The sequence below is a fragment of the Flammeovirga sp. EKP202 genome, assembly GCF_014534745.1.
Lineage (GTDB): Bacteria > Bacteroidota > Bacteroidia > Cytophagales > Flammeovirgaceae > Flammeovirga.
This window is the reverse complement of record NZ_JACVVP010000015.1, coordinates 98646-120432: the sequence shown is the minus strand read 5'-3', so window position 1 is coordinate 120432 and position 21787 is coordinate 98646. Positions and strand designations below refer to the sequence as shown.

At 36.5% G+C, this 21787-nt stretch carries 9 protein-coding genes; 7 read left to right on the top strand and 2 right to left on the bottom strand.

Annotated elements, in window-relative coordinates; all coding sequences use genetic code 11:
- Nucleotide 1: 1 nt before the first annotated feature.
- From IC221_RS11415 to IC221_RS11385, 7 genes are all read left to right on the top strand, one after another.
- Entirely contained in the window at nucleotides 2-1588 is a 1587-nt protein-coding gene (locus IC221_RS11415; RefSeq protein WP_188169098.1) for an arylsulfatase, read from the top strand.
- Nucleotides 1589-1593: 5 nt separating this feature from the next.
- A complete protein-coding gene (locus tag IC221_RS11410) occupies nucleotides 1594-4155 on the top strand; it encodes a glycoside hydrolase family 2 TIM barrel-domain containing protein (RefSeq protein ID WP_188169097.1) in 2562 nt (853 codons plus the stop codon).
- Between the two features lie 179 nt (nucleotides 4156-4334).
- A complete protein-coding gene (locus tag IC221_RS11405; protein WP_188169096.1) occupies nucleotides 4335-7574 on the top strand; it encodes a glycoside hydrolase family 2 TIM barrel-domain containing protein in 3240 nt (1079 codons plus the stop codon).
- A gap of 157 nt (nucleotides 7575-7731) precedes the next feature.
- Nucleotides 7732-9129 carry a sulfatase-like hydrolase/transferase gene (locus IC221_RS11400; RefSeq protein WP_188169095.1) on the top strand — a complete coding sequence of 466 codons (1398 nt, stop codon included), beginning with the start codon at nucleotides 7732-7734 and terminating at the stop codon, nucleotides 9127-9129.
- Nucleotides 9130-9141: 12 nt separating this feature from the next.
- Nucleotides 9142-11058, top strand: a complete 1917-nt coding sequence (locus IC221_RS11395) for a hypothetical protein (protein ID WP_188169094.1) — start codon at nucleotides 9142-9144, stop codon at nucleotides 11056-11058.
- 542 nt (nucleotides 11059-11600) lie between these two features.
- Complete coding sequence (locus IC221_RS11390) at nucleotides 11601-12443, top strand: family 16 glycosylhydrolase (RefSeq protein WP_188169093.1); 843 nt, start codon at nucleotides 11601-11603, stop codon at nucleotides 12441-12443.
- 417 nt (nucleotides 12444-12860) lie between these two features.
- Nucleotides 12861-17930, top strand: a complete 5070-nt coding sequence (locus tag IC221_RS11385) for a discoidin domain-containing protein (RefSeq protein WP_188169092.1) — start codon at nucleotides 12861-12863, stop codon at nucleotides 17928-17930.
- 428 nt (nucleotides 17931-18358) lie between these two features.
- Here the strand turns inward: IC221_RS11385 and IC221_RS11380 are convergent, their stop codons facing one another.
- Nucleotides 18359-18718 carry a hypothetical protein gene (locus IC221_RS11380; protein ID WP_188169091.1) on the bottom strand — a complete coding sequence of 120 codons (360 nt, stop codon included), beginning with the start codon at nucleotides 18716-18718 and terminating at the stop codon, nucleotides 18359-18361.
- A 330-nt stretch (nucleotides 18719-19048) separates the two neighbouring features.
- Entirely contained in the window at nucleotides 19049-21613 is a 2565-nt protein-coding gene (locus IC221_RS11375; protein ID WP_188169090.1) for a TonB-dependent receptor, read from the bottom strand.
- Between the last annotated feature and the right edge of the window lie 174 nt (nucleotides 21614-21787).

Genomic DNA, 21787 nt, shown 5'->3' with positions numbered 1-21787 from the left:
GATGAAAACTACGAGTGACTTAATAAATTTTTTACCAATTCTATTATTACTATCCTTCTCCTGTAGTGTGAAGGATGGTAATAGAAAAAGTGAATTGCCAAAGAAACCCAATATTATCGTGATTTTAGCAGACGATATGGGTTTCTCAGATCTAGGTTGTACTGGAGGTGAAATCAATACGCCTCACTTAGATCAGTTGGCTGCTGATGGAACGCTATTTACCAATTTTTATAACACTCCTCGCTGTGCTCCTTCAAGAGCTTCATTATTGACAGGACTGTATGCACATCAAACAGGAGTTGGGCATTTGGTGGAAGATTGGGGGAAACCAGGTTATAAAGGTTACCTCTCCAAGAACACAGTGACGGTGGCAGAGGTTTTGAAAGAAAGTGGCTATCATACCATCATGTCAGGAAAATGGCATTTAGGTGATGATCAAGAACACTGGCCTAATGAAAGAGGATTTGAAGACTTTTATGGTATTCCAGCTGGTGGAGGTGTTTACTTTTATCCCACAAAATTCTTAAATAGAGAAGTGTATAAGAATGGTGTGAAGACCAAAGAAAACCCCGATACCTTCTATTCGACAAATAATTTCACTGATGAGGCTATCCAATTTATAGACCAATCTAAAGGTGACGATAAACCTTTCTTTTTATACATGGCACAGATAGCACCTCATTTTCCATTACAAGCTTTGCCTGAAGATATTGAAAAGTACAAAGGTAAATATGAGGTAGGGTACGAGGCCATACGAGAAAAACGATTTGCGAAACAAAAAGCGCTAGGTATTTTTCCTGAAAACCTAGAAATAACAAAAGGAGAACATCCAGAATGGAATGAATTGAAAGACATTAAAGCAGAAGCACACAAAATGAGTGTTTATGCGGCCCAAGTTGATCGACTGGATCAAAATATTGGAAAGTTGATGGATTACCTAAAGCAAGAAAAAATGTACGATAACACTGTCATTTTCTTCTTGTCAGATAATGGAGGGTGTCATCAAATGGTCAATCGATCTAAAGGAGTTACGCCAGGAGGAAGAGATTCTTTTGAGTCGTACGGACATTGGGCTAATGTGAGTAATACTCCTTTTAAATTGTGGAAGAGAGAAACCATGGAAGGTGGAATCAGAACACCATTTATTGCTCATTTTCCTAAAAGTATGAAAGTGAAGAAAGGTTTAAATACGCAGCCGGCACATATTATTGATGTGATGACCACTTGCTTAGAATTGGCAGGGGCAAGTTACCCGTCTTCTTATCAAGGCAATACTATTTACCCAACAGAAGGTGAGAGTATTTTAACTTTAGCTAGGGGAGAGGAAACAGATCAAGACAGGATGCTCTTCTGGGAGCACGAAGGAAATAAAGGACTTCGCCAAGGTGATTGGAAAATGGTAAAAAGAAGGAAGTCAGATTGGATGTTATTCAACATGAAATCGGATCCACTAGAGGAGGAAAATATCATTGATCAATACCCAGAAAAAGCAAACGAATATACCAAAGCATATCAGCAATGGATGACAGATCACTTTGTAGAAGAATGGCCTGCAAAAAAGAAAAAGAATAAAAAGAAACTAAACTAACAATGATGAGAAATATCTTAACAAGTGTTTTACTGCTACTAGGACTTGGGCAGGGATTTGCTCAGGAAATAGTATCGTTGAACGGTCTTTGGGATTTTAAAATTGACCGTTACAACAAAGGCTTAGCCAACGAGTGGTTTCTTCAACCACAATCACAAGAATGGGGAAAGTTGGAAGTACCAGGCAATTGGGATACTGAAAATGAGTACGCCAATTTCTCAGGTGTAGCGTGGTATCATACTACATTTGAAGCAGAAGAAAATCTAAAAGACAAATTAGTACGCCTTTATTTTGAATCGGTTTACAATGAAGCTACAGTTTGGTTGAACGGAGAAAAGTTAGGTACTAATCCTTTTGGTTTCCTTCCGTTTGAATACAAAATCACGGATAAACTTCGTACAGACAGACCCAACGATTTGGTATTGAGAGTAGATAATACTTTCAAAAGAGGAGCCATCTGGAATTGGGGAGGAATTCGTCGCCCTGTACATCTAGAAATCACAGATAAGTCAAGATTAGTTGCTCAAAAAGTAATTGCAGAGCCTAATTTAAAGAAAGGTACGGCTTCCATTGCGATGAGTTTGGAATTCGAAAACGATCAATCAAAGGAGAAAGCGTTGACTTTTGAGATTGAAGTAGCAAGCAAGGATAACCCTTCAAAAGTAATTGCTAGAAAGAAAGGAAATATTATCATAGGCAATGGTGAGAAAAAAGATATTGAGATCAACTTCACATTAGCTAAAAAACACGTGAAACTTTGGGATTACAACCACCCCAATTTATACCTTTCTAAAGTTTCTGTTTTTGATGGAGATCATAAGATTCAGGAGCAAACAGAGCGATTTGGTATCAGAAAATTAGAGGTAGTAGGAATGGAGTTACATTTAAATGGTAAGAACTTCAGACCCTTAGGATTCAATGTTGTTCCTGATGATCGTTTTACAGGCAATACATTAGGAAGAGAGCGTATTTTAGAAGACATCGCTTTGATGAAAAGCTTAGGAGCCAACTTTGCCCGTGTGAGTCATTTACCTTTACCAAAAGAGTACCTTGACTTATTGGATGAGAACGGTATCATGACTTTTGAAGAAGTAGCACTTTGGGGAAAAGACAAGTGGGTAGATCCCAATCATCCAATGCCAAAAGCTTGGTTAGAAACAATGATTTCAACAAAGTTCAATCACCCATCGGTAATAGGTTGGAGTGTTGGCAATGAGATTGGCTATCGTTCGGCAAATCCTTTAGTCAATGAATATGTGAAATCGGCTATTGACCATGTGAAAAAACTAGATACATCAAGATTAGCAGTATATGTTTCGCACTCTGCACAAAACCAGAAAGATGATGCTTCACAATATTGTGATTTAGTGATGTTGAATATTTATGGCGGATGGGGTAATGCATTAAAAAAATGTCATAAAAACTTCCCAAATAAGCCCATTTTTATGAGTGAGTATGGAGGACGGTTAACGAGTGAATTTCCAAACGAAGGGATCGTTGATGGTAAGAAAATGCTTGATCAAATGAGAGGAAAAGACTATTGTGTTGGTGCTTCTCTTTGGACACTCAATGATTACAGAAGTATGTGGCATGGCGGTACAGGCTGGGCTACCACAGAGTCTCAAAACAGAGCTTGGGGATTGGTCAACACTTACAGACAAAAGAAAAGAGCATATTATCATTTTAGAGAGCAATATGCACCGTTTGATACTTTATTTGTAGCGCATAAAGACCTTATAAAAGATGTACAGCAGAGTCAAATAGTGTTACAGCCAAGACCAGAAAAAGGACTTCCTGCTTATGAATTAATGGATTATAATTTAGTAGTAACAACGTTTGATAAAGAAGGAAATGAATTAACTTCGACATCAAAAAAATTACCTAATATTTACCCTGGTGGTAAGCAATTAGAAGTGCCTTTTAATTGGATTAAAAACACTGATGTTGCTATGTTGAAAGTAGAAGTGACAGATGCTTTAGGTTATGATATTTTTAATATCAATGAGTACTTCTCTGCGCCAGCTGTTCCTCATGTGAGAACGATTTTAAATTCAACTGCTAAAGGAAGAATTGTTTTTGATAAGGTTTGGAATGCTGAAGAATACAAATTGTATTACAAAGGAAAAGATGGAGAGCTAAAAGAAACTGAACCGACGATTGATCCTTACATTCAATTGGGACAATTAAAGAAAAATATGAAGTTTGATTGCGAATTGGTAGCCATCAATGGATTTGGTGAAAGTGAGAAGTTTGCCTTTGTTTTTGAGAAAAATGAAGAAGAATTACCACCAGTAATATTCAAAATGGAAGGGGGTAAGAATTGTATTTTCATAGGGTATGATTCTCACCCATCAGACTTCTTATATGATGTGAGATATAGTACCAAAGAAGGTGATTTTGAACAAGAAATGTCGTTTAACTTGAGAGGAACTTATAAGATCCCTCATCTAAAACCTAATACTACTTATTATGTTCAGATGAGAAAGCGAATGCAATGGGGATTTGCCTCTCAATGGAGTGAGACTTATAAAGTAACAACAAAGAATACTCAAGAAACGGCTCAATAGTTAAATAGTAATCATTCAGATCTTATCGGGGCATTGCAGAACCTCGGTAGAATAGCGATAGCTAAATAGTTTAAAAATTTAATGTAAGTAAGATAGTAGGAGCATTACGTTGTAGTGTTCTTACTTACTACATTAATTCAGTGTAATAAGTATTTAATGTATCGAATAGAGAAATTGACATGAAAAAAAATATAGTAATGGCAGTATTAGCTGCAGGTTTATTTGCCTGTAGCCCTTACTCAAAATATGAAGGAGAAAGGTGGCAAGAAAGTGAAGAGTTGGAATGGCAAAACCCTTCTGTTTTCCAAGTGAATAGATTAGAACCAAGAGCACACTTTATTCCCTTTGCAACAGAAAGTGAGGTTGTTTCTAAGAAAATTAAAAACTCATCCTTAGTTCAATCTTTGGATGGACAATGGAAATTTAGTTATGCTAAAACTCCTTCGGAACGTCCTTATTATTTTTATAAGGAGGATTATGATACAAGAGATTGGAAAGAAATAACGGTACCCGGCTCTATTGAAGTACAAGGGTTTGGTTACCCGATTTATACTAACGTGAAATATCCATTTACCCTTGATAAGGCTACGCACAATCAAGGGAAATATATTTTACCAGAAGAAAATTCTGTAGGGTCGTATAAGACCACATTTGAAGTCGTTGATGCTTGGAATAATCATGATGTAATTTTGCATTTTGGTGGTGTAGCTTCGGCTTTTTATGTTTGGGTAAATGGTGAAAAAGTAGGGTATAGCCAAGGCTCAAAAACACCTGCAGAATTTGATATTACACCTTATTTGAAAGAAGGAAAGAATGACTTGTCTGTAGAAGTGTATCGTTTTTCAGACGGTTCTTATTTAGAAGATCAAGATTTCTGGCGTTTAAGCGGTATCCACAGAGAAGTGATGTTGTTGGCAAGACCCAAAGCACACTTGGATGATTTTGATTTGATGACTGAATTAGACCTTACGACCAAAGGCGGAGTATTGGACTTTAAAGTGGCAACTTCAAGTGATGTATATCATGTGGCATTTAAATTAAAGGATGAGACCACAAAGAAATTCATTTATGAATCAAAGATGGCAATTGAAGGTGGAAAAGGGGTACTTCATACAACAATCGAAAATATAAAACCTTGGACAGCTGAAACACCAAATGTCTATACTGCTTTTATCACAATGATCGATAAAGATGGTAATGAGGTAGAGCATACTTATCAGAAAGTAGGCTTTAGAACTGTAGATATTAAAGATGCTCAGTTAAGAGTAAATGGACAGCCTGTATATGTAAAAGGGGTGAATTTACATGAGCACCATCCAGTAACAGGTCATTTTGTAGATGAAGCTACAATGTTGAAGGATTTGAGGGTAATGAAAGAGCATAATATTAATGCCATTCGTTTTTCTCACTACCCTCAGCCAGAACGACTTTATGAGTTAGCTTTAGAAAATGGATTTTACATCTGCGATGAAGCAAACATTGAAGTACATGGTTTTGGAGCTGCATTACAAGGAAAGTTCAATAAAGAATACCATCCAGCTTATCAAGAATTATGGGCTCCTGCATTTTTAGACCGAATTAAGAGAATGTATAAAAGGGATCGCAATCAGTCGGCGGTTATTGTGTGGTCTATGGGTAACGAATGTGGTAATGGAGATGTATTTTATGAAGGATATAAGATGTTGAAAGGGTGGGATAAAAGCCGACCTATTGCTTTTGAACAAGCAGGAGAAAACCCGAACACTGATATTGTAGCTCCAATGTACCGTTCTCCAAAAGGGGTAGAAAAATATGCTCTTAAAAATCCTGAACGTCCAATGATTTTATGTGAGTACTCACACGCAATGGGCAATTCAAACGGAGACATTAAAGACTACTGGGAAATTTTTGAAAAATACCCTCAACTGCAAGGTGGTTATGTTTGGGATTGGGTAGACCAAGGTATTCAAACTACAGATAGCAACGGTACGGCATACATGGCTTACGGTGGTGATTTCGGTCCGGAAGATGTACCAAGTGATGGAGCATTTTGTATCAATGGATTGGTTTCAGCAGAACGTGAACCGCATCCGGCGTTATCGTCAGAGGTGAAAAAAGTGTATCAGAATGTTGGTATCGCTTGGGATAAAAATCAAAAATCAATTAAGGTAACGAATAAATATGCTTTTATTGATTTGTCTGATTTTGAATTATATTATGAATTAAAAGGAGCCGGAAAGCTTGTCTCAAAAGGAAAGGTTGAGTTGAGTGGAGTAAAACCTTACGAAACAAAGTCATTTGAACTCCCAATCATTAATACAAAATTAGAGAATACAGTAGACTATTACTTGAATTTCAAGGTTTTAAAGAAGTCTCCGTTCAAGCTCTTAAAGAAAGACCATATTTATGCTACAGAGCAGTTAGTCTATCAAAAGGCAAGTAAGCAATTGTATGTGAAGACAGATGGAAAACAATTGACAAATGAGGAGTCCGAAACAAACCTTATAGTGAACGGTGATGGTTTCTCAGTCAACTTTGACCTTGAAAAAGGAGAGATGATTTCTTGGAAACAAAAGGATATCGAGTTACTTGAAAAAGGTTTTAACCTCGATATGTACAGAGGTTGGACAGACAATGATTTCGGTATGAAATTCGACAAACGCTCAAAAGTTTGGAAGTTCAATCCTCAAGATATTTTCACCACTTCATTTGTGAAAATTACGCCTCAGTACACTGAAGTATCGATGAATTATGAGTTGAAAGAGGAGGATAAAGCTGTAGCGGAAATGAAAATAAAGTATACCGTTTTCCCTTCTGGTGACATCGCTGTATCTACAACTTTAAATCCATTGGATAAGGAGTTGCCAATGATTCCACGTTTTGGAGTACAAGCACAATTCCCTGTAGCATATAATCAGGTGAGTTACTTGGGTAGAGGTCCGGAAGAGAATTATATAGACCGTAATTATGGTACTCATATCGATTGGTATACTTCAAAGGCAAAAGATCTATACTATCCTTATGTCCGCCCACAAGAGAACGGTAACCATACAGATACAAAATATTTTACATTGACGAATAATACAGGGGACGGGATTTTGTTTGTATCGGAAAATGATGCTTTCAACTTTACGGCATTAAGAAATAGTCACGAAGATTTTACTTCAGAAGAACGTACTGATGGTCGCCAAATTGATGGTAGAAAAGTGATCAACAGACATACCAATGATGTGAAACTAAGAAACGAAATATACCTAAATATCGATCATGGATCAACGGGTGTTGGAGGTGTCAACTCTTGGGGAGCTTGGCCTCTAGAACAGTACCGTTTACAACCCGCTAAAATGTCTTATACTTTTAGAATGAAAGCAATAACGAAAAGTGATAATCTGCACGAACAAGGTAACAAGAAGTTACCACCATCGAAGTTACTGTTATAGACAAAGCAGTGTGTAATATTGGATCACCTAAGTCCTTTCAGGATTTAGGTGATTTATCAATCTATTGAAGCAGTTACACATAAAAACAATTCATGAAGACCAAAACAACTTTAATTTTCTAAAAAGTTTACGGAATAAGAATAATAAACCATTAAGTATGAAAAAAATAATATATACTTTATCCATCTTGTGTTGGGCGCTGTTCAACGTAAATGCACAAGATGCCCGACCTAATATTGTCTTGATTGTAGCAGATGATTTAGGTTTTGCAGACATCAGTCTTCACGGAAGTAAGCAAATAAATACTCCAAATATCGATCAATTAGCGCATGATGGCGTGTTGTGTACAGAAGGTTATACCTCAGCACCCGTATGTAGTCCTTCAAGGGCTGGATTTATTACCGGGAGACATCAAGTGAAATTTGGTTATGATAATAATTTAGGTGGAAATCAACCTGGCTTTGATCCTGAGTATTTAGGGTTGCCGTTATCTGAAAAGACAATAGCCACAAGATTAAAAGATTTAGGCTATAAAACGGCATTAATTGGTAAATGGCATTTGGGAAGTTTACCGAAGTATCATCCTACTAAAAGAGGATTTGAAGAGTTTTGGGGATATACAAGCGGAGGACACGATTACTTTATTGCGAAAGAAAATGGAAGAGGTTATAAAGCTCCCATCGAGTGTAATTATAAAACACCTCAAAAACTTTCTTACATCACAGATGATAAAGGAGATGAATGTGTAGATTTTATTCGAAGACATAAAAACGAACCTTTCTTTTTGTATGCATCCTTTAATGCACCCCATACCCCGCTTCAAGCCACAAAAGAAGATCTCCAGTTATTTTCTCATATAGAAGATACAAAAAGAAGAACTTACCTCGCCATGGTTCACCGTTTGGATATTAATATTGGAAGAATAACGAATACACTAAAAAAGGAGGGTTTATATGACAATACTATCATTATGTTTATCAGTGATAATGGCGGTCCTGTTAATCACAATGCATCGGTCAATGCTCCTTACAATGGCCAAAAAGGAATTTTATTTGAGGGTGGTATCCACGTGCCTTATATCGTTTCATGGCCAAAAGTATTGCCCAAAGGAGAAAAATATACGGAGACAGTTTCAGCTCTTGATTTCGCTCCTACAATGTTAGTGGCAGCAGGTGGTGAAATTACGGAAGAGTGTAAGTTTGATGGAATAGATTTGGTTCCATACTTTACAGGAGTCAATAAAAAATTACCACACGAAGAGTTGATGTGGAAGTTTACCATTAGTGCAGCCTATAGAAAAGGCAAGTGGAAATTAGTTCGTCTGCCAGACAGAATGCCTGAGCTTTATGATTTATCAAAAGATGTTTCTGAGCAGCATAATGTGTCTTTGAAATACCAGAAAAAAACAGAGGAGATGTTGAAGGAGTTAGGACAATGGGACGTTACATTACCACATCCGGTGTTTTTGGAAGGTGCTGTTTGGAAAAAAAGACAATTGGACTTGTATGATGCAGACTATCAATTAGAGCAACCTAAAAATCCCAAAGTAAAATAATAGTGTGTGATGATGAAAAAAGTATTAATACAAAGTTGGTTGATGTTATTCTTTTTTTCTTTTGCATTCGGTCAAGGAAAAGGAGAATTTAAAATTTACCCCAATGAGAAGAAACAAGAGGTTTGGGGTATTGGGTTTGAAATTCAAAGTGATGCCATCGGTTCGGGAAATACGGGATTACCAGAAGATAGTGTAGTCTCAGTGCCTTATGGGTTGACCGTGAAAGAGAGAGAACGATTTGCGGAGGAGATGTTAAAAGGCTTTCGTTTTTGTCGTATTGCCGGTGGATTATATTGGAGAGGAACGGATCAGGAACAAAAGCAATTACAACCCCGTTGGTCCACGCAATTGGAAGAAATAAAAGAGATGTTGGACTTAGCTGGAGTAGAAGGGGTATCAATGGAATACTGGTCTCCTACACCTTATTGGAAAGCCAATTCAAGTTATTTGGGAACAAGTAATAAAGATGATTACAATACGCTAAGATGTTTCGGGCCAGATTTCAAAAATGATCCAATTTATAAAGGAGATACCACACGTTTTTTACAAGAATTCGCAGAGGCTTGTGTCAATGATATTATTACTTTGCAACAAGCTGGAATTAGAACAGTACAATGGGGGTTGCAAAATGAACCTTGGGTATCGAATAAACAAAGATACTCTACTTGTAGATATGTAAAGGCTGAAGATTATGTAACAGCTTATACAGCGGTTGCGTCAAAAGTCAGAGCTTACGATCCCGATATTTTACTTTTAAGTGATACGGAAACAGCTTTCCCAAGAAAAATAGCTGTTGGAATGCACAGGCCTGAAGTAGCGAATCTGGTAGATGCTTATGCAGTGCATACCATAGGTTGGGATTCTGAATCAGTTCGTAAAGTAGGGAAAAAGATTGAAGACGAACTTCCTAAGAGACCATGGTTTCAAAATGAATACGAATACCTTAGTGGTGAAGCAACCCCAGAAAGGTGTCTGAACAATGTGCAACATATCATGAATTCATTTCAATTAGTGGGTAATCCCACATGGTATTGGATCCATGCACTGAAACCTTTTAAAAACTCTGAGGCAAGCGGTTATTCTTTAGGTTTCTGGAAAGCATTGAACTCAGAAAAGAAAGAAATGAATGATGCTTACCAACGTTGGCAGGGTGGTCCTCAAATTCAAGAAATGCCCGAAGAATTTAAGGCCATGGAATTTGTCAATGTGACAAGGAAAACAGATAAAAAACCAGGAAGGGATTTCAATTTTATCTTAGGACAAGAAACGAAAGTTTATTTAGTGGTAGATCAACATGGTGGTTATGTGCCTGAAGGTAATTGGGAAAGAACAACCAAAGTAATCAAAAGGGAAGAAGGAACGGACGTTGTTTATACTACAGTTTTGAAAAAAGGAAAACATCAGATTCCATCGCATACCGGTCAAGAAGGAGAGACTTACGGTGCTCCCCATGCTTTATTTTTAGATCGAAGTGATCATAAAGCTTTTGCTATTGAAGTAGGTGTTAATAGCCCTATGAAAATAAGATCAAGTGCCATGAAATTAGAAAAGGCGGCGGTTGAAATGAAACCTGGACATTGGATTTATAACGATTACAATTGGAATGCTGTAGGAAGTTTTATTCATCATATGCCTTGGAATTCAACAGTACTAAAGTTAGAAGAAGCTGAGTATAATAGGGATGCTCGTATTTTGGTATTTGAAAAACCAAATGGTAAAAGGACGGTGGTGATTTCAAATAGAACAGGAGGAGACTATAATTTTACGATTGACACACAGTGTTCTTCAAAATCAAAATGGGATGTCTATCGTTATACACCTTATGAGAGAGGAAAGGATTCAAAGGGTGTAAAAATGGGTGTATTTAAAGGAAAAGAAATCAATGCCACTCTACCTCATTTGAGTTGGGAATTCTGGGAAGAGAGGTAGTTGATTATTCGATAAAAATATCACTTATAGTTTAATGGACTGTAAACTAAGTTTTCGCCAACTTTCAAATTACATTTCTACAATCTTTTAAGATAGTACTTCCAATCTGCCTTCTTCTTCATTTTTTCCATTGCTGAAAAAACGAAGCAAAAAAAGCTAGGCTTAGAAGTCAAAAGCTAAATTTCATTCCATTCGCCTAAATGATTTTAAACTCGCTGCGCTCAAACAGCAAAATCATTTTTAACGGCTCATTCTATGAAATTCTTAACGCTTTTCCCTTCAAGGCCGGAGGAAATACTACTAAACTGAAAGAATAGAAATTCCACTGGCGCGAATGTTAAGCGATAGCGTCATTCGTGCCCAACAGATCATAAGAAATCTCCTGATTTCTAAACACCATATATAATCGAAAACTTTTGTTTACAATGCATTTAAACACCGAATCATCTATCTAAGATAATATAAAATGTATTTGTTACATTAATTTTTTTGATTTCAAAAACAAGTTGCTATATTAGCAATATAAATACTTTTTAATACAGATGAAGAGCAATCATTTTCTCTATATATTAGCCATCTTATTTTTTCAAATGACCAGTTGTCAAAAGCAATCAGGCATTGATTATTCATTGTATGAATTGAAGTTTGAGGATAACTTTGATGGCAACCAACTTGATCTTACAAAATGGGCTTATCGAACAGATAACAAACATAGGAGTGTTCAACTAAAAGAAAATGTTGAAATTGGTAACGGGTACTTGACACTTCACTTAAAGCAATTGAGTCAACCTTTAGACGGAAAATTGGCTACAGGTGCAGGTATTGTTTCAAGAGAACGTTTTAGATATGGTTATTATGAGGTAAGAGCAAAGTTGGGTAACGGTATAGACAGCGATCAGGATGGAGAAATAGATGAAGGTTGGCATCACTCTTTCTGGGCAATGGCTGCCGAAATTGATGGAGATGAAGTAGCAACAACCTACCCTGGAATTAGAAGAACGGAAATTGACTGTTTTGAAAATTCTAGTGAACACGGTGAAGATCCTGGCCAAAAAGGTTTAAATCGTTTCACACAGCATGTTATCATTTGGAACGAAAAAGGGAAAGAAGTAGGGCGTTTACCAAAGCCACCTGCGGATTTGACAAGGATCAAAGATTTTCAAGCTATTGATTGGCATACTTATGCTTTTGAATGGACAGACGAAACACTTCGCTTCTTCGTAGATGGTAAAGAAACACATAGTACATCGTATTCCGCTTCTGAATACGAGCATGATTATATCAATGTTTGGCTAACTGCAATTTCCGCAAATTGGAATAAAGAAGGAGCGGAAGATAGCCAAGCCATCTATGATTACTTTAGGTATTATAGTTTTAAAAAATAACACAATTCTTAATTTAAATGAATTTCTAATTATTAAACAATAAACTAAATATATACGTATATATAAATTAGTTATATACAATTCAGTTATATATTATTAGTACTTACAATAAACTAAGTTTTCGCTATTTATAGTAGTTAGAAATCAAGAGATTTCCGATAATCTGTAGGACACGAATGACGCTAACGCTTAACATTCGTGCCAGTGGACTTTCTACCTAATTTCGTATGGTAGTACTTCCCTTTGGCCTTGACTTTAAAGCTTCTAACTTTTTGTTTCAAGACAAAAATGAAGAAGAAGGAAGTTTGAAAGTAGATCCTATAATTACTTGTAGGAAGGTCGATTGAAATTTGACGATAATTTAGTTTACAATTAACACAACACAAACATAATTTTTTAATATAAAACTCTTCAAGTATGAAATTAGGAAATAAACTACTCTTTTTCTGCGTAGTGATGATCTTCCCTGTCTTGTCATGGGCACAAGCTGGAAAGGGAGGTACTCTAATCACAGAACGCGCAGGTATGAACCTCAATAATAATTATGGGGACGACAACACGAAAACGGATTGGCAAGGATTTCGAATTATCCAGGAAAAATCCATCACAGAAAGTTTAACACTTTTAGACGAGCAACTTCAACAACCGATTACCAATTATCGAGTAGGTTTCTCAAGACCTATGATTGACGGTACAGCTGATCCAAATGATATGACGGATTGGTTAGATGGAATTGGGGAAATTATCAATATGGAAGGTCCTCAAAAATATGTTTTAGTATGTTTTTGGGCAAGTCCAAAAGTAGGCTATGCAGATGATCCAGGTCCAGAATATGATACACGTTACTGGCAAGCTGCTATTGATTCTCTAAATAACAGAGGTTACTTGGATTATATAAGTGGATGGGAGATTCAAAATGAACCAGCAAATGGTAATACTTCTACTCAAAATACTGCATGGAGAGATTACGTGCGTAAGATTTGGAAAAATATTGGTGGGCACTCCAACACATCTTGGTCAACGATTGAAAAAGAGGCAGCAATTAGAGCAGAGATCAGCGAGAAATGGTATAATAAACCTATTTTGGTAAGTGGTACTGTTTATGGACAACGATTCCCTTCAGTTTTAGTAGATGGTTTAAAAGTAATCGATAATATTGTCTGGGTAGTGCACACGTACCCTCGTTATGTATCAAATGATTTTTCATCTTATCCTGAAAGAGAAGCATGGGGAGTAGAAGAATGGGAAGCAAAATTCAAAGAAGTTTGGGATAGTAACTTTGAAGCACTTGATCATAATTATGTTATTACTGAGATTGGAAATTCAAAATATGACTGTGATCTTGTAAATAATGGTGGAAAACCAGATGGCATAGAATCTGAAATGATCCGTTCAGCTGGATATCTGAAAGCAGCCAACGAGTATTTTGGAAAAGAAACTAACACAACTGTTTTCTGGTACACGGGCTTTCACTGGGGAGATATTGGTGTAGGTAGCCCTAATGGTTCTTTTAGAATACCAACACTAAATAGTGCAAAAGCAGTTCTTCATGCCGAATTCTGTGGTTTACCTGCTTTACCAACGGGCTTAACGAACGTAGCAAAGGGTAAATCAGTCTCAGTTGACTCAGAATTAAAAGCAAGCTATGGAGGAGTAAATGCTGTAGATGGAGATAAGATATCGAATTCAAGTAGATGGTTATCAGCTACAAATGATGAAGAACATTGGCTTGAAGTAGATTTAGAAGGAGAGTTTGATATCGAAGCTTTTGCATTCTGGACAGGCTATGCAGGTTATAAAAACCCAATTCAACAATTTTCTTTCCAGTATGAAAAAGAAGGTGCTTGGGTAGATATTGTAACAGAAGAAAACAATGATCATGCAGCATACAGAAATGTTTTTGAGGCTATCACCGCAAGTAAAGTGAGGTTATACGTTCCTGCATATGAAGGTAATGATGTAAAACTTTTTGAATTAGAAGTTTATGTGTCAGATGGAACACCTCAAGCTCCAGAAACTTTTTCTTACATAGTTGATGAAAATACACATGTAACACTTTCATGGAGTATCAATGATCCTAAGGCAGAAGGTGTTGTAATTGAACGATCATATGCAGGTGAAGATGCCTTTGAAGTATTATATGATGGAGATTTGACAGTGACATCTTATAAAGATGAAACTTCGGTATTAGGAAAAGAATACGACTATAGAATTCATTCAACAAATACAGTAGGTGTCTCTCCTTTTAAAACGCTCACAATAGATTTGACGCCACGTTTAGTAACTCCAATGGAGTTTAAAGCAGAGATGAAAAATAGCACAGAAGCGACTTTGACTTGGAGAAAAATTGAAGAAGAAAAGGAAAATGTAGGTCTTCGTTTAGAAAGAAGAATGCAAGGGGAAGCAGAATACACTTTAGTAGCTGAATTATCAAATACTGATTCGGTTTATATAGATACTGATTTAGTAGCTGAAAATATCTATGAATATATTATTTACGGTTATGCAGGAGAGTTCAGTTCTGAAGGTGCAGAAGCGTCTGTTTTAGTTACAAAATGGATCAATGTAGCTTTAAATAAAACAGCTGAAACTTCTACTCAGGATGGCTCAAAAGATGGTTCCCGTGCAGTTGATGGAGATATTATTGATAATGGAAGCCGTTGGGTTTCATCAAATAGTGGAGAAGAACAATGGTTGACAGTAGATTTAGGTGCAGAATATGATATTCAAGCCGTAGGTTTATGGACAGGTGGATCAGGCATTTATAACAAACCGAATACACAATTCAGTTTCCAGTATTATAAAGAGGATCAATGGATGGATATCATCACTGAGAAGGACAATGCAGCTGCTGTTTATTTTAAAGAGTTTGAAAAAGTTCAAGCAAGTAAAGTAAGGTATTATGTACCAGCATATACGGATAATAGAGTAAGACTTTATGAAATGAAGGTCTACGTTGAAGAACGCGTTCCTCACTCACCTACGGCATTAGATGCTTCAGTGAATGAGGCAATGAAAGTAGAACTATCATGGGATAATGTTGAAGATGTATTCGATTATGAATTTGTAATTAAAAGGTCCCTAAGAGGAGAAGACAACTTTGTACAAGTAGGGTCAGTTAAGGAAGCTTTATCGTTTATAGATCTTAGTGTTAGTACAAATACTTCATATGATTATCGTCTTTATACTAAGAACAAGGTGGGTGAGTCAGAAGCATTTGTAACAACATCAGTAGATATTGATCCAGTAGTTTCTCCTCCAACTGATGTAAGAGTGACTGTTCTTGGTCCAACTACTATCAATTTAAACTGGACTTTACCATTGTTAAGTGATCATAATGAAATTATTGTAAGTAGAAAGTTAGCAACTGAAGAAGTTTATACAGAGTTAGTTACACTAGGAAGCGAGGTGACGACTTATGAAGATACAAACTTAGCCGTAGGAACAGAGTATACATATGCAATTCATACAGTATTGAATGAACTCAAATCAGATGCCGTAGAGGTAACAGTAACTACTGAAGCTCGTGTTCCAAATGCCCCTACCACTTTAGAAGCTATAGTAAACGAAGCAAAACAAGTAGCATTATCTTGGGCTGATGTTGAGGATGTATTGGATTATGAATTTGTAATTGAGAGATCTTTACAAGGAGAGAATAACTTCGTTGAGGTTATAGTATTGGATAAAGGAACATTGACTTTCAATGATGTAAATGTAAAAACGAACACTTCTTATGATTATCGCCTGTATACCATGAACAATATAGGTAAATCAGAGACTTATGCATCATCAGCTGTAAAAGTTCCAGCATTGATTGAGGCCGTTTCTGATTTAGAAGTAGTAGAAAAAGGACAAACTACAGTCAGCTTATCATGGATGCTTTCTGAAGTTAGTGATCATGATCAAGTAATGATCAGTAGAAAACGTATGGGAGATGAAACATACACTGAGGTTGCTACTTTAGAAATGAATGTAACAACATTTACAGATACTTTTGTAGAAGCCGCTAAAACGTATACTTATGCAGTTTATACAGCATTGAATGGGATTTCATCTGATACAGTGAATATTGATGTTACTACAGATTTACGTGTTCCAAATTCACCAACAAATATATCAGCTATGGTAAATGCATCTATGCAAGTAGAATTGGCTTGGACGAATGTTGTAGATGAACTGGATTATGAATTTGTACTTGAAAGATCTTTGAAGGACGAAGATAATTTTGTTCAAATCCAATTACCTGATGGAGCACTAACATTTACGGATACTGATGTAAATACCAATACTTCTTACGATTATCGTTTGTATACGATGAATGAAGCCGGAAAGTCAAACGCTTTTGCATCAACGACTGTAGAAGTTCCAGCATTGATTGAGGCCGTTTCTGATGTAGAAGTAGTTGAAAAAGGGCAAACTACGGTGAGCTTATCATGGACTTTACCAACAGTAAGTGATCACAACAATGTGATAGTAAGCAGAAAGTTATCGACAGAAGATGATTTCACATTTATTACTTCTTTAGATAAAAATGCCACTTCTTATGAAGATAGCGAGTTGGCATTAGGAACTGAATACGTTTATGCAATCTATACAGCACTGAATGACCACTCATCAGATACCGTAGAGGTGACAGTCGTTACTGACTCACGTATTCCAAATTCCCCAACTACCCTAGAGGCAGTCGTAAATGAATCCTTGCAAGTGGAATTAACATGGGATAATGTAGTAGATGTGGTAGACTTTACGTTTGTTCTCGAAAGATCGATCAAAGATGAAGATGATTTTGTTCAAGTTGAATTATTGGAGGGTGCGTTGACATTGACAGATACGGATGTGGAAACAAATACATCTTACGATTACCGCCTTTATACAATGAACGACTTAGGAAAGTCAGAATCATTTGCTACCACATCAGTAGATATTCCGGCATTGATTGCATCAGTAACTGAATTAGAAGTGGTAGAAAAAGGTCAGACTGTGGTAAATTTATCTTGGATCTTACCAGAGGTGAGCGATCATGATCACATTGTAGTGAGCAGAAAAGTATCGACAGACGAGGAGTATACTGTAGTGGGTACGTTAGAACATGATGCAACTTCATTTGAAGATACCAACCTAGAAGCATCAACCGCATACATGTACCTTGTTCAAACAGGACTTGACGATCAGTATTCTGTTGCTGCTGAAGTCACTGTATCAACTGACGCTGTACTTTCAATCGGCGACTTTGAAAAAGCGAAGTTTGTAGTTTATCCAAATCCTTCAACAGGACATTTCTTCATAGAATATACAAAACAAATCAATGAAGAGATCACGATTACAGTACTTGATGTAATTGGAAAAACACAAATGAAAGTATTTAGTGGAAACTCAAATCAACTTTATCAACCATTAGAAGTACAACATCAATTGAGAAGTGGTATTTACTTTATCAGAGTTGATAATCATAAAGAATCTGAAATCTTCAGAATTTTAATCCAATAGAGTAAGACAAATAAGGACCGACCGCTTTGTTTGAGTTCTCTTAAACAAAATATACCCGAGATCTGTATGGACCTCGGGTATATTGTTTTATTACAATTTTTTCTCTAATGTAGAAAGCTCTATTATCAAGGAATTATCGTCAACTTTCAATAGACCTTTCTACAAGCATTTATAGGGTCTACTTTCAAGCTTCCTTCTTCTTCATTTTTGTCTTGAAACAAAAACGAAGCAAAAAATTCAAGGCTTAGAAGTCAAAAGCTAAATTTCATTCCTCTCGCCTCAATGATTTTAAACTCGCTTTGCTCAAACATTTTTAACGGCTCATTTCATGTTAAAGCCTAAAGAACAAGTAGATGATCATAAAAAAGTCATTCAACCTTCTGATAAGACTGAATGACTCTTCAATAATAACCTTTTTTGTACTCTTCTTACTTTACAAATTGATGGTATTCAACAATCTTAGTACCATGAGTAATATATAAGTATTTCAAGTTGTGGTGTCGATCAAAACCAGTTGAATACTTATAATCTTTATTGTAAGTAACCGTATACAACACTTCTGTTTTATTTTCAATTAGAATATCTCCGTTTTTGTATACACAATGTAAATGACGTTGGTGATTGTCTCTTAGCCGCTGATTAATCTTCTGAACGACTTCTTCAGGAGTATTATTTTCAATACTAATGATGTTCTCCATTTCTGTACCGGCTACAAGCGGCGACAGATGAAATCCCATGGCAAAGATTGAAAGCGTGATGAAGATGGTTAAAGGGGTAATGGTTTTCATGCACTGAGGGGTAACTGATGAAAGTAATTATAATTCAAGTATATTTCAATGTAAATCAAATAATTATAAATTCAAAAGGTATGTGAGAAGAAATTGGAAAAAAAACCTAATTGTAGGATTTATTCAATGTTTGTATATAAATAAAAGAATATTATTAAAGTGTTTTATATTTTTTCAAGTCTTTATTTTGTTTTTGGAATAGCAGATTTTTACCTAATTGTAAAACTATCGTGAAACCTTACATTTGTCTCATTTTCAATAAAATTGAAAAAGTTTCCCCTCACAAAAACGAAGAGAAACTTTTTTATTTACGGCTTACCAATATTTATACTAGAAGCTTATTTTCAGTCCAATAGAGTAAGTTCTACCTATACCTCTGTAATAACCTCTTAGCGTTGGGCGTCCCATTTCGTTTAGTCCCCCTTGCTGTCCTTGAACAGCGTATTGTGTATCAAAGACATTGTTTACCTTAAGATTTATCATTCCAGTAAAGTGACCTATTTTAAAAGCATAAGAAGCCCCTAGGTCAACAAGGTCGTAATCAGGAAGTCTGTACATACTTGTATTTTTATAAGCTGGGTTATTGAGTTTGGTCACATCATAATCAGCATATAAATTGCCATAAAAATTCCAATCACCCATTACTCTTAACCTCGGTAATACTTCGTAAGTCACGCCAATAGCGGCAGTAGTTTGGGCAGAATTTCCAACATGTTTGTTCTTCATAAATACATTTACTTCGTCGATCTCATTTTGTTGATCATCAAAAATCTTTACATTTTCAAGATTGTTTAGCCATTTCCAATCACCTACCGAGGCCATTGCTGTTACTGTTAGTTTTCGGGTGGGTTGCCATACCGCATCGAGCTCAATTCCTTTATGTAAAGCATCTACTCCTAATAAATTGGCAGTGTAGGATTGCCCGTTGGTATCGTATACGGTTTTGGTAAACGCTTTATCTTTCCATAAAGTGTAGTAGGCATTGACATTCACTCTGAAGCCTTTTGTTCGATAGCCATATCCTATCTCCCCCGAAAGTATTTTTTCATTGGTTGCTTTCTTGTTGATATCGTTTTTATAATTAAGGAATACAGCGTTCATAAAAGGTTGGCGAGAAATAAAACCAGCATTGATAAACACATTATGATGTTCATCGATATTATAATTTGCTCCAGTTTTGATTGACCCTCCAAAAAAGCTCTGCCAGTCTGTTTCTTTTGTACCTTCTTTGTATTTGAAATAGTCGATTCTTTTGTAGGCTTGGTGCGACGCTGCGGCAGACATAAACCAGGTTAACTGATCTTTGGAATATTCCACTTGCCCAAAAAGACCTTGCCATTGAACGATACCATCATTATTATAGCCCATTTTATCACCCACTCTCACTTTCCTTGGTCCCGTTGATTGATTGGAGCGATCTATATAATAGTCATTTCCCATTAAATCCTCTACGGTTTGATAGTGTTGACCTTTATAATTACGTAAATCAATACCGCCAGTAATGGTCCAATAATCATTTGCCTTATGTGTTAGGGTAGATACCGCACCAGCCCATAAATGATTGTTATGAGATTTTCTGAAAACACTAGAATATTGTCCGTTGGAATTTTTGAATTGCTCTTGATTGGCTCTTACGAAGGCATCAAAATCAATAATTCCATTTTCATTTCTAAAATCATTGACATTTAACTGCTGTCCATAAGGAGCGTTGGAAGTCAACCCGGTACCACCTCCTCGGCCTACCGAAACATAAGCCGTCGTAGCTAAATCCGTTTTATCATTGATGGTCCAATACCAGTTTAACGACATCTGTGGTTTGTGATAAGAGTTGACGTTGGTGTTGAACGCTTTGCCATCTTTGTATCCCCAATCTGCATTATATCTATTCCCATATTTGTTGTATTCCTCATCAGTGAGGTATGTTCTTCTTTGGCCATGACTTTGAGGAGCACCAAATGTGGTGAAGGATAAAGTATGTTTTTTATTGATTTGTTTGGCGACATTCAGAAAGTAGGAATAACCCTCAAAAGGAGTACCGTCAACGTAGCCATTCCCTAATGTTCTTGATAAGGAGGTGGTCACTGCAAAACCATTTTTCATTAAACCAGTGGACAAAGTAAGCCCCGTTTTAAAATACCCATCGTTGCCCACACCCATGTATACACTTCCTCCTTTTTGAGCATCGGTGGCCTTGGTGATGATATTGATCGTACCTCCAACAGATGGCACGGCCAGTTTTGAAGCTCCTAATCCTCTTTGTACCTGCATGGTCTTCGTGACATCATTTAAGCCCGCCCAATTGGACCAATACACTTTCCCATTTTCCATATCATTGACAGGAACCCCGTTGATCATTACAGCAACATTTTCAGAATCAAAACCCCGAAGTGAAATTCTCGAATCTCCAAAGCCACCTCCTGCCCCCGATACATAGACGCCTGGAGTGGATTTTAAGACTTGAGGGAACTCCTGATTTCCAACTTTGGTCTCAATATCTTCAGCCGAAATGGATGCCGCAGCAACGGGTGTTTTACGATCGACCGCAATAGAGGCCATGACTTCCACTTCTTCTAGCCCTATTGCATCGGCTTCCATTTTTAAAGTACCTAAATCCAAAAGGCCTCCCTTGAGTGAGACATTGCGATAGATAGGTTGCATTCCTACAAATGAAATTGAAAGCTTTTGTTCTCCTGTTTTCTTTGCTTCAAAGCTAAAATGACCATTATAGTCAGAGATAGCACCCGTAGTGGTTCCCACAATAGTCACATTTGCACCAATGATAGGTTCCCCGTTAGAAGTATCTACCAAACTACCCTTTAGGATAGTCTGTGAAAAAGCAATGCTAGAGAATAGCATGAATAAAGCTACAATTAAAGTTTTTCTTGTTTTGAACATTGTAATTGTAATTGCGTTTAGAATTTTTCTTGGATTATTAAATCCGTCGGCAAAACAATACTCACAATGTGAACTCTATGTTTACCTTTAAACTCATTGACTTTATTTAATCATAATTCACGCTCTTTTAAATAACAATTGATAGAACGTTTGAATAGTATTTAAAGTGATGAA